12 protein-coding genes are annotated in these 14,449 nt (G+C 41.5%); 7 read left to right on the top strand and 5 right to left on the bottom strand.

Annotated features, from left to right (window positions below):
• Window positions 1–116 precede the first annotated feature (116 nt).
• The 5 genes from BAU15_RS11790 to araA all read left to right on the top strand — a co-directional run bounded on the left by BAU15_RS11790 (window position 117) and on the right by araA (window position 5,604).
• On the top strand, window positions 117–332 hold the full coding sequence (locus BAU15_RS11790; RefSeq protein ID WP_161842942.1) for a hypothetical protein: 216 nt from the start codon (window positions 117–119) through the stop codon (window positions 330–332).
• 74 nt (window positions 333–406) lie between these two features.
• Complete coding sequence (locus BAU15_RS11795) at window positions 407–1,486, top strand: GntR family transcriptional regulator (protein WP_161842943.1); 1,080 nt, start codon at window positions 407–409, stop codon at window positions 1,484–1,486.
• Between the two features lie 313 nt (window positions 1,487–1,799).
• Window positions 1,800–3,404: a xylulokinase gene (locus tag BAU15_RS11800; protein ID WP_161842944.1), complete on the top strand. Its 1,605-nt coding sequence runs from the start codon at window positions 1,800–1,802 to the stop codon at window positions 3,402–3,404.
• Window positions 3,405–3,418: 14 nt separating this feature from the next.
• Complete coding sequence (locus BAU15_RS11805; protein ID WP_161842945.1) at window positions 3,419–4,114, top strand: L-ribulose-5-phosphate 4-epimerase; 696 nt, start codon at window positions 3,419–3,421, stop codon at window positions 4,112–4,114.
• Between the two features lie 65 nt (window positions 4,115–4,179).
• On the top strand, window positions 4,180–5,604 hold the full coding sequence (araA, locus tag BAU15_RS11810) for an L-arabinose isomerase (protein ID WP_161842946.1): 1,425 nt from the start codon (window positions 4,180–4,182) through the stop codon (window positions 5,602–5,604).
• A 105-nt stretch (window positions 5,605–5,709) separates the two neighbouring features.
• On the opposite strand, the gene BAU15_RS11815 is transcribed toward araA, so the two are convergent.
• Together BAU15_RS11815 and BAU15_RS11820 are read right to left on the bottom strand one after the other, a co-directional pair.
• On the bottom strand, window positions 5,710–5,970 hold the full coding sequence (locus BAU15_RS11815) for a helix-turn-helix domain-containing protein (protein ID WP_161842947.1): 261 nt from the start codon (window positions 5,968–5,970) through the stop codon (window positions 5,710–5,712).
• A gap of 124 nt (window positions 5,971–6,094) precedes the next feature.
• The gene (locus BAU15_RS11820) at window positions 6,095–6,919 is read right to left on the bottom strand and encodes an AraC family transcriptional regulator (RefSeq protein ID WP_161842948.1); all 825 of its coding nucleotides are present in this window, start codon (window positions 6,917–6,919) and stop codon (window positions 6,095–6,097) included.
• 152 nt (window positions 6,920–7,071) lie between these two features.
• Here BAU15_RS11820 and BAU15_RS11825 point away from each other — a divergent pair, with 152 nt between their 5' ends.
• Both BAU15_RS11825 and BAU15_RS11830 read left to right on the top strand, forming a co-directional pair.
• On the top strand, window positions 7,072–8,814 hold the full coding sequence (locus BAU15_RS11825) for an ABC transporter ATP-binding protein (protein ID WP_161842949.1): 1,743 nt from the start codon (window positions 7,072–7,074) through the stop codon (window positions 8,812–8,814).
• The gene (locus BAU15_RS11830) at window positions 8,815–10,599 is read left to right on the top strand and encodes an ABC transporter ATP-binding protein (RefSeq protein ID WP_161842950.1); all 1,785 of its coding nucleotides are present in this window, start codon (window positions 8,815–8,817) and stop codon (window positions 10,597–10,599) included. It begins immediately after the preceding gene.
• A gap of 147 nt (window positions 10,600–10,746) precedes the next feature.
• Here BAU15_RS11830 and BAU15_RS11835 read toward each other — a convergent pair whose 3' ends face one another.
• The 3 genes from BAU15_RS11835 to BAU15_RS11845 are packed head-to-tail and all read right to left on the bottom strand — an operon-like array spanning window position 10,747 to window position 14,033.
• The gene (locus tag BAU15_RS11835; protein ID WP_161842951.1) at window positions 10,747–11,595 is read right to left on the bottom strand and encodes a TPM domain-containing protein; all 849 of its coding nucleotides are present in this window, start codon (window positions 11,593–11,595) and stop codon (window positions 10,747–10,749) included.
• The gene (locus BAU15_RS11840; protein ID WP_161842958.1) at window positions 11,592–12,767 is read right to left on the bottom strand and encodes a TFIIB-type zinc ribbon-containing protein; all 1,176 of its coding nucleotides are present in this window, start codon (window positions 12,765–12,767) and stop codon (window positions 11,592–11,594) included. Before BAU15_RS11840 ends, BAU15_RS11835 begins: the two co-directional genes overlap by 4 nt.
• Before the next feature lie 18 nt (window positions 12,768–12,785).
• On the bottom strand, window positions 12,786–14,033 hold the full coding sequence (locus tag BAU15_RS11845) for an SPFH domain-containing protein (protein WP_161842952.1): 1,248 nt from the start codon (window positions 14,031–14,033) through the stop codon (window positions 12,786–12,788).
• Window positions 14,034–14,449 lie beyond the last annotated feature (416 nt).

The following is a 14,449-nucleotide window of genomic DNA, read 5'->3' on the forward strand; positions in this document are numbered from 1 at the left end:
AAATAGGCAAAATATTAAGTATACCAAATTTTTCACTTTTTTCGATTTAAGAAGCAGTTGCTACCTGAATTAAGAAATGTTTTGAAAAAGTCAGACTAGGGAAAGATAAAATAACTATGAATGAAAATGTTCTAACCTTAAATAATGTGTTATTGACTGTGAAAAAAGCTGATATCTATCGCATGATTAGCCGGAATAGTTCCGAGAAAACGATGATCACGAAACTGATTACAGCTTTATCGCAGGAAGCATTTGGTGGAGAGTTCGCTTTACTAGGAAAGTGGAAAGGCATCCATAATTTCTCAATTATTTTTAGAGGATTGAGAAATTAATCTGTCCCACTACTTGAGTGAATCAGCAAAACCGTCTATACTATATGTACGTACAAATTTTAAGGAGCGTACAAATGAAGGCTAAATACCAACTAATTGCGGATGATATCCGATCAAAAATATTGAGTAATGAATATGTTGTCGGGGCGGTTATTCCTCCTGAATTACAATTACAAAAAGATTATGGAGTCAGTCGTCATACGGTGCGCCAGGCGATTGCTTTACTCGTGAATGAGGGCTACCTGAGAAGTGAAAAGGGTTCTGGGACCTATGTGGATGATGCCTTTCAAGCGGAGGTTCGCGCGAGCGGGAAGAAGACGATTGGCGTGATTACCACGTATTTATCGGATTATATTTTCCCTGCGATTATTCGCGGGATTGAGCAGGAATTGCGTGAAAAAGGTTATTCATTATTATTGGCGAGTACCAATAATGATCCCTTGCAGGAGAAAGAGTGTTTGGAACGGATGCTGGCGCAAGGTGTGCAAGGCTTGATTGTTGAGCCGACGAAGAGTAATCAGTTTAATCCGAATTTGGCGCTATATTTATCATTTAAAGAGCGCAATATTCCGATTGTCATGATTAATGCTTATTATGAGGAATTGGATATCCCGCATATTTGTGTGAATGATACCAAAGCAGGCTTGATTGCGACGGAATATTTGATGAGCCAAGGGCACAAAGATTTAGCATTAGTTACTAAGATTGATGACTTACAAGGCAAGTATCGCATGAAGGGATTCATCAAGGCGCATGACAAAAATCGTTTGCCGATGCGTGCGGAGCATTTATTTACCTATACGACAGAGACCAAAGAAACCATTGCAAAAAAAGTTCTCGATGCAATGCTGAAGGAAGAGGAACGTCCGACCGCGGTTGTCTGCTATAACGATGAGATTGCCAACCAGATGGTGGAAGAAATCAACAAGCAAGGCTATCGTGTGCCGGAAGATTTTTCGGTGATTGGTGAGGATGATTCGTATCTAAGCTTGATTGGCGAAGTGGCTTTATCGACGGTTACCCACCCTAAAGAAACGATGGGATTGGCTGCAGCAGATTGGATTATCCAAGCGATTGAAACGGGTGAGATGAAAGAGAATATCTATTATGAGCCACAACTAGTCTTACGTAATTCTGTTGAAAAGTTAAATTAAAAAAATTTTTGGAATGAATTGATAAGTCGAGTTACTAAAGATTGGAAGAGCACCGAATTGAAATTATTCGATTTTCGAATAAGCAATTCGATGCTTTTTGTTTTAGTGATTTTTGGCTTATTTTTATTCTTTATGTGCCTTTATTTTACAGGAGATTTCTTTTATTAATTTATGCGTACAATTTACGATATACATTTGACATGTACGGACAAATATTTTATAATTCTTAGTAGAGAAAGCGATATCAAAATCGTTTTTTGAGTGGAAAGAATTTTTATTTTATATAGAAGAAAAGGTCAGAGGAGGAACGAATATGACAGATACAGCGCAGATAATTGAGGATATTCAGCTAGGGAAGACGGCGCTGGGGATTGAGCTAGGCTCGACGAGAATTAAAGCGGTGCTGATTGATTCGACGCACAGTCCGATTGCTTCGGGTAGTTTTGAGTGGGAAAACCAATTGGTGGATGGCATTTGGACATACGGTCTTGATGAAATTTGGCAAGGATTACAGGCAAGCTATCGAGAAATGGCGGCCGAAGTTTTTTCTAAATACGACACGGTGCTGACAAAGATTGGTTCGTTGGGGATTAGCGCGATGATGCATGGCTACATGGCGTTTGACCAGGCAGATAATTTATTGGTGCCTTTCCGGACGTGGCGTAATGCGATGACTGAGCAGGCGGAAAAAGAATTGACGGACTTATTCCAATTTAATATTCCGCAGCGTTGGAGTATCGCTCATCTCTATCAAGCAATTCTTAATGAGGAAGCACATGTATCTAATATTAGTTATTTAACCACTTTAGCGGGTTACATTCATTGGCAGCTGACTGGGGAAAAAGTCCTGGGTGTTGGTGATGCTTCGGGTATGTTCCCAATCAATGCGCAGGGCACAGATTATGATGAAACACGAGTTGAGAAATTCACGCAACATATTTCTGCAAAAGGTTTTTCATGGCAGTTGACGGATATTTTACCGACTGTTTTGGCGGCTGGAGCAGAGGCGGGTCGTTTGACTGAAGAAGGAGCGAAGCGCTTGGATCTTTCTGGCTCGTTGGCAGCTGGTACATTGGTTTGTCCGCCAGAGGGCGATGCTGGAACAGGCATGGTTGCAACAAATAGTGTAGCCAAACGGACGGGGAATGTTTCTGCGGGAACTTCTGTTTTTGCTATGATCGTCTTGGAGCATCAACTGAAAGCCGTGCATCCAGAGATCGATTTGGTTACGACACCTTCAGGAGAAGCAGTGGCGATGGTGCACGCGAATAATTGTTCATCAGATATTAATGCCTGGGTCAAAATTTTTGCGGAATTCATGGAAGCGATGGGTCAAACAGTTGATATGAATAAGTTGTTTGAGACGTTGTTCAATGAAGCTTTGAAAGGCGATCAAGACGCAGGTGGCTTGTTATCGTATGGCTACTATTCTGGTGAAAATATTACTGGTTTGAAGGAAGGTCGTCCATTATTTGTTCGTACACCTGATAGCAAGTTTACCTTGGCGAATTTCATGCGTACACATTTGTATTCAGCCTTGGGTGCTTTAAAAATCGGCATGGATATTCTAAGTGGCGAAGAGCAGGTACAGATTGATAAAATTTTCGGTCACGGCGGTTTATTTAAGACAGAGGCAGTCGGGCAGAAAGTTATGGCAGCGGCGATGAATTCTCCGGTTTCAGTCATGGAAACGGCTGGCGAAGGTGGCGCGTGGGGCATTGCCTTATTGGCGGCTTATGCGTTGAACCAGAAAGATCAGCAGTCTCTAGCCGATTATTTGACGGCAGAAGTCTTCCATGGAAAAACGGGGATCGAAATTGCGCCAGACGAAAAAGATATTGCTGGTTTTGAAGAATTTATCGAACGATACAAAAACGGCTTAGCGATTGAGCAAGCGGCGGTTGATTTTCTTAAATGAGGGGAGCATAAAATATGTTAGAACAACTGAAAGAGGAAGTATTTCAAGCAAATCTAGAGTTACCCAAACACGGATTAATCAAATATACTTGGGGCAATGTTAGTGGGATTGACCGCGAGCAGGGGCTGTTCGTGATTAAGCCAAGTGGCGTCAGCTATGACAATATGACGGCCAGTGATATGGTAGTTTGCGATTTGGAAGGCAACGTCGTTGAAGGGAAATTAAATCCTTCTTCGGATACACCGACACATGCAGTCTTATATCAAAAATTCCCTGAGGTTGGTGGGATTGTTCACACCCATTCAACTTGGGCAACGGCTTGGGCGCAGGCTGGTTTAGATGTGCCGGCGATGGGCACGACACACGCGGATACTTTTTATGGTACGGTTCCTTGTGCACGATTTTTAACACAGGAGGAAATTGATCGAGGTTACGAGACTGAAACGGGTCATGTGATTGTTGAAACCTTTAAAGAACGTGGCATTGAGCCTTTAGAAGTTCCCGGCGTCTTGTTACACGGTCATGGACCTTTTACCTGGGGTAAAACACCGAGCAGTGCAGTGATGAATGCGGTGGTTTTAGATGAAGTCTGTCAGACAAATTATGTGGCTCGTCAATTAAATTCTTATGCAGAAGTGTTACCACAACGTGTTTTAGACAAACATTATTTGCGCAAACATGGCAAAGATGCTTACTACGGTCAAAAATAATCGTAGCAAATTTTAAGTAGGGCTTACAGAGATTAAAAATAAATGAACATAGAGGAGAGAATAGTATGTTAGAAACAGGTAAAAAAGAATTTTGGTTCGTTGTAGGGTCACAGCATTTATATGGGGAAGAAGCGTTGCAAGAAGTTAAGAGTCATGCGGAACAGTTAGTGGCTAGTTTAAATAACAGCGGCAGCTTGCCTTATCCGATTGTTTTACAAGAATTGGCAGTAACAGCAGATACCATCACAAAAATCATGAAAGAAGTTAACTATCGCGATGAAGTGGCCGGTGTAATTACTTGGATGCATACTTTCTCACCAGCTAAAATGTGGATTCATGGTACGAAATTATTACAAAAACCATTGCTTCATTTAGCAACGCAATATAACGAAAGCATTCCTTGGAAAACCATCGATATGGATTTCATGAATCTTAATCAATCGGCTCATGGTGACCGTGAATATGGTTTTATTAATGCCCGTTTGAACAAAAAGAATAAAATTGTTGTCGGCTATTGGGAACGTCCTGAAGTGCAACAACAAGTGGCGGACTGGATGGATGTCGCTGTTGCTTACAATGAAAGCTTCGCGATTAAAGTCGCTCGTTTTGGCGACAATATGCGTAACGTTGCTGTGACTGAAGGGGATAAAGTTGAAGCGCAAATCCAATTTGGTTGGACTGTTGACTACTTTGGAATTGGTGATTTAGTGGCAGTGATTGATGCCGTGACGGATGAAGACGTGGAAAAAACTTTCGCCGAATATAAAGAATTATATACGTTTGACTATGGCGACTACGATGAAAAAACTTGGGAAGCACATGTGAAAGTCCAAGCCAAACAAGAAATCGGCTTACGTCGTTTCTTAGAAGCAGGCGGCTACACAGCCTTTTCATCAAACTTCGAAGATTTATATGGCATGCAACAATTACCTGGTTTGGCTGTCCAACGCTTAATGGCTGAAGGCTACGGCTTTGCTGGGGAGGGTGACTGGAAAACAGCGGCGATTGATCGCTTATTGAAAGTTATGGCGCACAACAAAGACACTGGCTTCATGGAAGATTACACGTATGAATTGGCAGCAGGCAAAGAGTCAATTTTGCAATCTCACATGATGGAAGTCGACCCAACATTGGCTCAAACAAAACCGCGCGTAGTGGTTTCGCCATTATCGATGGGTGACCGTGAAGACCCAGCACGTCTTGTCTTTGATGGCAAAGCTGGTGAAGGTGTTGTCGTTTCAATGGCCGATTTCGGAACGCATTACAAATTATTAGTGAACGAAGTTTCTTGCTTCGAACCAACTGAAGAAGCGCCAAATCTACCAGTTGCCCGCGTACTTTGGGAAGTTAAACCGAATTTCCACGACGGCGTGCAAGCTTGGATTGAAGCAGGTGGCGGCCATCACACAGTCGTTTCATTAGCTTTAACAACTGATCAAATTCTGACATGGGCAAAACTTGTCGGCTTAGAAGTCGCTTTAATTAAATAGACGACTGCTCATAAATTTATTCTCTAAAATCAAACAACCTGCCGAGACACTAAAAATAGTGCGGCAGGTTGTTTTTGCTTATTAATAAGATTAGATAAACTCGACTCATAATTTTTTTCCTAACGCGCTAGCGATTGAAGATAGTATCTCAAAGCTAGTATTATTTCCTCTTTCAATACGAGCAATTGTCGATTGAGGAACTGAAGCCAGCTCTGCCAATTCACGTTGCGTCAGACCAGCAGCTTCACGAGCGTTCATTAAAGCAGCAGCAGTAGCTAATTTACAATTTTCAGCGTCAAAGCTAACTTTGAAATTTGGATCTACAATTCTTTGTTCTAGATAATCATCGAACTTAATGGTAGGCATTCTTTTTTCCTCCTAAGTTTCTTATCACGACAAAAACAGTTTAACTGAATTCACCCGAAATCCCCCGTCGACGTACAGTTTTGTTGACGGGGGATTTTGGCTTTATTCAGAGTGTTGCTTTTTCCTAGACTTCAATCTGCGAAGGCGAGACGCCGTAGTATTTTTTGAAGAGCTTGCTAAAATGATAGGCATCTTGGTAGCCAACAGCTTGTGCGACGTCCCGGATCGTTAGCTGATCGTTTTTCAAGAGCTCTTTTGCGTGTTTCAGGCGGACTTGGATCAGATAATTAATTGGACTGACGCCGGTCGCTTCCTTGAATATTTTTGAGAGGTGGGTGGGACTGACATATAAAATGTCTGCCAATTGCTCCAATGTAATCTCTTGATTGTGATGATTCTCGAGATAATAAACAGCATGGTTAACAATATTTTGCTTTCTTTTTGCAGTTTTAGATAGTTCCGAAGTCACTGTGCTGCCTTGTTCATTTTGAAGGCTACGTAATATTAAGACCAACATTTCGATGATTAACGCTTTACTCATCAACTGAAATTCTGGTTTTTCTTCATTATATTCTTTAGTTAGTCGCCAAGCTTTATCTAAGAACGTTGCTTGATATTCGCCCAGATCAAGGAGCGCTTTTTTATTTGGAAAATGATTTCTAGTTAAACCGTCTAAAGAAATATTTGAAAGCCCAATATGCAATTGGTGCGAATAGGTGTCCTCTGGCTGCCGCTCGCCATGCTTGACTCCAGGGTTAAAGAGCAGAATCCGGCCAGCACCGAGCTGTGTGGTCCAATCACCAATGGTGTACTCAACTTCTCCTTCTAAAATAATGCTAATCTCTAAAAAGTCATGATGATGAATATTGCCGACATTTCCTGAGTGATTCCAGGGATCGAAGGCATAAATAATTTCTGGATTAAAAATTTGTGAATTCGTATAGCCCATAGTCGTAAGCCCTTTCTTATTCTCTACTAATATTGTACATCAAAACAAGTAAGAATGACCATTTCTTTTCACTTAAATTGACGGTAAGCTAGTACTCGATTTGATAAATAAAATTTTTGAAGGAATGTTTTTTAATGTAGGAGGGATGAAAAATGAGTAATTATCAATGGATTTGGCAATATGCGAAAAAATATTCAGGAAAAGCAATTTTAGCCATTATATTCTTAGTTGTAAATGCGATTTTGATTGTTATTAATCCATTAATTACGGGGGAGATTGTGGACAAGGTAATCGATAATAATCAGGCGGAATTATTAGTGCCATTTTTGGCATTAATGATCGGGATTACTGTGTTTCGAACGGTGATTCGCTACTTATACCAATTATTGTTCGAGCGGATTGGTCAAAATGCATTATTTGAATTGCGACAAGACATGTACAAGAAGTTACAGGAACTGGATTTTGACTTCTTTAACCATACCCGCGTGGGGGACATTATGGCGCGGATGACAGGGGATACGGACGCGATTCGTCACTTCGTTTCATGGGTAATCTATAATATTTTGGAATGTGTGCTGTGGTTTGTGACCGCTATTATTGTGATGGCGACGATTAATTGGCAACTAATGTTAGCGCTTGTGGCTGTGACGCCATTTATCTTCTTATTAACGCAACGGATGTCCAAAGAGGCGCACCCAATTTTCTTTGAAATTCGTGAAAGTTTTTCTCGTTTAAATTCGATGGTAGAAGAAAATATTGGAGGTAATCGCGTAGTCAAAGCATTTGCTCGTGAGGATTTTGAAATTCAGAAGTTTAATGAGCACAATGAAGATTATAAAGCGAAGAACATGGAATCGGCGAAGATTTCTCGTAAATACTTGCCATGGCTTGATGGTTTAGCAGGTAGTTTAAATGTGATTGCCTTAGTTTTAGGTGGACTTTTTGTCGTCCAAGGCAAGATGACATTAGGTGATTTGATTGCTTTTAATGGTTTCTTATGGATGTTGAATCAACCAATGCGGATGAGTGGTTGGTTGATTAATGATGTGCAACGTTTCTCAGCGGCGTGTATCAAGATTCGTCAAATGTTGAATACAGAGCCACAAATTCCTGTGGTCTTGAAGGAAAATGACGATAAGGTGAAGGGCTTTGTTGAATTTAAGCATGTTTCTTTCCACTTCTCTGATGATCCGCATACGCAGGTCTTGAATGATGTATCATTTAAAATTCATCCGGGACAAACAATCGGGATTTTAGGTGAAACGGGTTCTGGTAAGACGACGCTAGTTAACTTGGTAGGCCGTTTCTATGATGCGACAGAGGGCGAAGTCTTGATTGATGGTAAAAATGTCAAAGATTATCCAGTTCGCCAATTGAGAGAAAATATTTCGATGGTCATGCAGGATGTTTTCCTATTCTCGAATACGATTGAAGACAATATTGCTTTTGGGAATCCATTTGCTGATGAAGGTTATGTGCAACAAATGGCCCAAATTGCTGATGCGCATGATTTTATTTCACGGATGCCAGAAGGCTACGCAACAATTGTTGGTGAACGGGGCGTGGGTCTATCTGGTGGACAAAAACAACGGATTTCACTGGCACGTGCATTGACAAAAGATCCGTCAATTTTAATTTTAGATGATACAACTTCTGCCGTTGATATGGAAACAGAATCGAAAATCCAACGTGAATTAACTTCATTAACTGAAGAAAAAACGACCTTCATTATCGCTCACAGAATTTCTTCTGTTCGAGAAGCTGATTTAATTTTGATGATGGAAAAAGGTCACGTCAGAGAACAAGGTACGCATAAAGAATTGGTTGCCAAGAAAGGCTTGTACTATGAAGTCTATCAGAAACAACTTGGTTTAGAGAATGGGGAGGTGAGCTAAATGGCCCGTAATAAATTTGACGTCGATGAGGAATTAGAAGAGGAATTTAATTGGTCCCACTACAAACGCTTAGTGCAGTATGTCAAACCGTATAAAGTGCCAATCTTTAAAGCTTTATTTGTTATTATATTGGCAAATATCGCAGGGATGTTAGGCCCGTATTTCACGAAAATTGCGATTGATGATGTCATTCCTAATGGCAATATAACGTTACTGTTGCAATTAAGTGCGGTTTTCTTACTTTCATTATTCGTAATTGGTTGGTGTATGCGGTATCGAATTTATGCGATTACTGAGATTGGGCAAGACATCTTGAAAGATATGCGTTATTCAATTTTTGAACATTTGCAACGCTTACCCTTCTCTTATTTTGATAATCGCCCTCACGGGAAAATTCTAATCCGTGTTGTAAATTATATTAACACGTTAAGTGATTTGTTGAGTAATGGCTTAATAAACTTAATTTCGGATATCTTCAACGTGCTTATTACGCTAATTTTTATGCTGATGATTGATGTAAAATTAACGCTGTACAGCTTGCTCTTATTGCCGATTCTGTTTGTCATGGTGATGGTGATTAAAGCGAAGCAGCGGAAAGCTTACCAAGTTTTGAGTAATAAGCAATCTAACTTGAATGCCTATATTCATGAAAGTATTTCTGGGATTAAAATCACGCAGTCCTTTGCACGTGAAGAGGAAAATTATCAAATCTTTAATGAAGTCGGTGAAGAGTACCGTACTTCTTGGATGAAGGCTGTGAGAGTTCAATTTATGTTATGGCCGGGCGTCCAAAATATCTCAGTGATGACCACCTGTTTGATTTATTTTGTCGGTATTCGTCAAATCGGGGTCGATGTGACTACCGGGACCTTGATTGCTTTCATCGGTTATATTAATAACTTCTGGAATCCAGTGATTAATATCGGGAACTTCTATAATTCATTGATTACGGCGACGGCTTACCTTGAGCGTATTTTTGAAACGATGGATGAAGTCCCTGATATTCAAGATAGTCCTGAGGCTGATATCTTGCCACCGATTAAAGGGACGGTTGATTTTGAAGATGTGACTTTCCGTTATGAAGAAGGCAAGAATATTCTAAATGAGGTCAGCTTCCATATCAGTCAAGGCCAGAGTATTGCGCTGGTGGGTCCGACAGGTGCTGGGAAAACCACGATTATTAACTTGTTGAGTCGTTTTTACGATGTCAATGAGGGCAGTGTCAAAGTTGATGGTCACGATGTTCGTTCCGTGACGCTGGCTTCCTTACGTACGCAGATGGGAGTTATGCTGCAAGATACCTTTGTCTTCTCGGGAACTATTTTAGATAATATTCGCTATGGTAAATTAGATGCGACAGAAGAAGAAGTTATTGCGGCGGCTAAAGTGGTCCGTGCTCATGAGTTTATCAAAGAATTAAAAGATGGCTACGATACAGTGGTAGAGGAACGCGGTAGCACGCTTTCAGCAGGACAGCGACAATTAATTTCCTTTGCTCGGGCACTCCTTGCGGATCCGAAAATACTGATCTTGGATGAAGCGACTTCAAGTATTGATACCAAAACAGAGGAATTATTGCAAGAAGGCTTACAACAGTTGTTGAAGGGTCGGACCTCATTTATCATTGCTCACCGCTTGTCTACGATTAAGAACAGTTCGCAAATCTTCTATGTTGAAGGTGGCCGAATTGCTGAGGCGGGTACGCATGATGAGCTGATGGCACAACGCGGCTTATACCATCACTTGTACCAATCACAATATGATTTATTACAAGTGACTGATTAGTCGAATCAAGCTGAAAATTACAATAAATTAAAATAAGAGGTTGCCCAAGTCTTAGTGACTTGGCGCAACCTCTTTACTTTTCGTAGCCTATTAACGTTGTAGCATAGTGGTGGACTAGATTCTCAGTGACTGGTACGAAATACCTAATTAAAAACTTCGGCCGCCGCCTCCGAATGTGCCGCCGCCAGAGGAGTGGGTGGTACTACCGCCACCTCCACCACCGCCGCCATTATTGGCTTTGGGAATTCTGCGGGTGGTCACAAAGGAGTGAATTAATTTGTCGTCACGTTCGCTTAATTGTAACGAAGATTTTTCTCTATAAGGATACTTGTAGGTGCCAAATTTAAGTTGATATTTTAATTTAATGAGGACAAAGAAGATGGTACTCAAGACAAGAGCGAGCACTAATCCGATGATAATCTCAACGGTTGTCAGAACTTTGTAGCGCGTAATCTTACCAGTTTCTCGGTCAACTCGATAATGACCGCCAGGGACGCCTGCTTCGACAAACTTGGCTGATTCCGTCAAATAGGTTTGCGCCGCGTCAAAATGATTTTCCTGACTCATATCGTCATAAATATCATCTAACATCGAATTAAGTCTAGAATCTGACAGGTAATCACTCATATTTCCAGAAGTTGAGATATAAATTTCACGGTCAGTCATATCCAAGAGTAAGACCGAGCCGTTTTCGTCAGCGCCGATGGTATCTAGTAGGTATCGGTCAGCAAACTTTTCTTGGCTATCGATACTTTCCGTCGTCGTGACGATAAAGACGCGACCTTTGATGGAATCATCTAGTGTTTGCGCTTGCTGTTCTAATGTTTGAATTTGCTCATCCGTGAATAGTCCCGCTCGGTCATCGACGGTCGTTGTTGCTGCATAACTAGCGCTGGAAAACGAGAAGGTGAGTAGCCAAATGCCAACAAAAGTCACGAGAGCCGCAAGTAAACGTGTCAGTGTTTGTTTCTTAGTTAGTGTGAGGTTGTGTTTCATATGAAGTAACCTCCAATCAAGAATAGCGTGGCTAAGACGGCAAATAGTCCAGCCGTCGCAAAGCCTAGACGTTTATAACTCATCGGCAGCACACCGCTGACTTTCCCAGTTTGCCCATTCATGGCGTAGTAATAGACTTTATCAGACTGACTATTGCCGCGATAAGTGACCAGCCAGACAGGTAAGAGCACATAATGATTTTTTTCTTCATCGAGGGCAATATTCGTCTGAACATTGGTCAGGGTTGCATAGCCAGAAGCCGTATCTCTCAACAAATTTTCTGAGTAATCACGTAGCTCACGTTTAACCGTATCACGGATAGTTCCGTACTCGATATCGCGTTTTTCAGCTTGGAAGCCAGCTAAATATTGGCTCTTAAAATCAATCGCTTTTTCCAATGGGAACGGTTGGACTTGTTCCACCATCTTTTGTTGCGTATTTTTCGAGAGAGCATTTTTCAATAATTCTTTGAAAGACAATTTACCTTTTCGAAAGACTTGAAATTGTTTGGTTTCCGTATATTCAATATCCCCAATCCGCCAGACGCGAACGGCAGTCGCATTGGCCGAGAGTTGGCCAGCTAACTTGGCATCAACTGTCCAATAAGGGAAATAGACGCCGGTCAGTTTATCAATCTGACTTTTATCAAAAAAGTCTTTGGGAATAAACCATTTTTTCTTGGTCCAAGCTAAAAATTTCTCGACTGCTTCTTCTTTTTCAACCGCAAAAGGCAAAACTTTCTCTGGTAAAAACTGTCCACTCAAACGCCCCGATAAAACGACGGGGTTATGGCAATAATAGCAATAAGTTGCTGCCGTTGTCGCATCTGTTACGATTTCTGCGCCACAGCTAGGGCACAAGAAGAGTTCCATTGTTGAAGCGTCTTCTTGAGCGCTCGTTTCATCTGTTGGCTCACTGGCTACTTCAGAACTCGCCAGCGTTTCTTTAGCTGTTGCTGAGTTGCTGCCAGTTGACTGACCATTGTCGTGAGGCTCGGTGTCGGGGGCAGATGTTTCGCCGCCGACCGAAGCCGCACGTTGTTTCTCTTCATACTGACTGACTTCTTCTGCTGTGAAGATACTTAAACAGAAGTCGCAATGAAATTTTTGATCTTTTGGCTCGAAAGTTAATGGCCCCCCACAATTGGGGCATTTATGTGTCAGAACATCCATTTTCATTGATTCCTTTCTTTAGTCAAGAGGCACCCCGACAAAAGGTTTCCCACAATGCGGACAGAATTTTGGAATGCCGCTACCTAGATCGACAATTTCATGGCATTCATTACATTTCATTTGAAGCGCGGTTGCCGCTGCTGGTTTTGCTGTGCCACAGTTGGTACAGAACTTACCGGTATTTTCAGTGCCGCATTGGCTACAGGTCCAAGTGTCAGCATTTTCGACAGCCGCTTTTTGAGCTTGCTGCTGTGCTTGTTGTTGCTGTTGTTGTGCCTGCTGATTATTTTGTGAAGCTTGCGTGAGGTAAGAACCATTGGCATTCATACCCATCCCCATGCCCATAAATCCGGTCATCGCGCCGCCTTCATTTTTCCCAGCAGCTTCCATCCCACGAGCGATCGAGCCTTGAACATAGCCTTCACGCACGCCAGGATCGCCTAACATCGCGCCTTCGTTACGCATATTGATTAATTTCATCGAATCGTCTGTGTACGAGATGCTAGCAACCGCAACAGAGACGACTTCCATCCCACGAAGCGCGCGCCAGCTCTCATCCAAGACGTTGCCCATGTACTTGCTTAATTCCATACTCTTAGAAGGAACATGTGAAATTCGTTGTCCATCCGCCGACATTTGGTTGATTGCGGCTTGTAAGGCAGTCAAGAATTCTGACAAATATTGTTCATTGATATCCTCTAATTCAACCTGCGTTTTATTTCTCGGAATCGCATTTGTATAGAATAAAATAGGGTCAACGATGGAGATGGAGTAATTCCCGTGTGCCCGTAAGAATAATTCTGCGTTATAAAAGTTATCAAAATAGTTTAAAGGGGACTGTGTGCCAAATTTAATACCTTTGATTTCTTGCAAATTAATGTAAAAAACTTGTTGGCTTTGCGGTGTAACCCCGCCAAATTTGAACCGTGAGAAAGTTTCGGCAACGGCTTCTTTTAAAGAGCCATTGAACATTGAAGGCGCCAAATCATTTTTGACGGTGTAATAACCTTCTTCAGCGGTATAATCGATAATTTTTCCACCATCTACTAGTAGCATCATGGTGTTTGGGTAGACATGCACGACAGAACCATCGGTAATTACATCATTGGTTCCTTTGCGATTTGAGCCACGTTTGTCGTCACGACGTACTTTGACGCCCTTTGTCATAACCGTCGTGTCACTCATATTAGCTGGTTCGATAATCTCAATCCACTGATCAGCTAAACCGCCGCCAATTGCACTTGTTGCTGCTTTAATAATTCCCATGAAAGTTCCTCCTAAAATTTGTTTTTAATCATAGTCACATTATAGCACAGCTAGGAAGTTTACTAATAGGTCGGAAGGCTGAGACCGCTAGAAACGTCGGTATTTACTCGGTCTCCTAGTATAGGAAGGGAATTGGCAAATATTTTTTCATTTTTGATTAATTTACTGATATTTCTACTCTAAAAATGGAGCCTGCTGCAGAAAAACTCGATTGATTTATGATAGCTGGACTATTCTACGGGTCTTTTTATGCGTGACTAGATGACATTTCTCCGATAATCGTTGTCTGTAGTAAAAGAATTATCGCTCGTATCAGTTTAACCAACAATACGTAACCGTTTCCGTGCTATAATTGACTGATATATGTACTTGATGATGCGATGAACTTATGAAACGGGTGTGTCAAGAAGTTTGTG

It is taken from the genome of Candidatus Enterococcus huntleyi, from assembly GCF_009933175.1.
Taxonomy (GTDB): domain Bacteria; phylum Bacillota; class Bacilli; order Lactobacillales; family Enterococcaceae; genus Enterococcus_K; species Enterococcus_K huntleyi.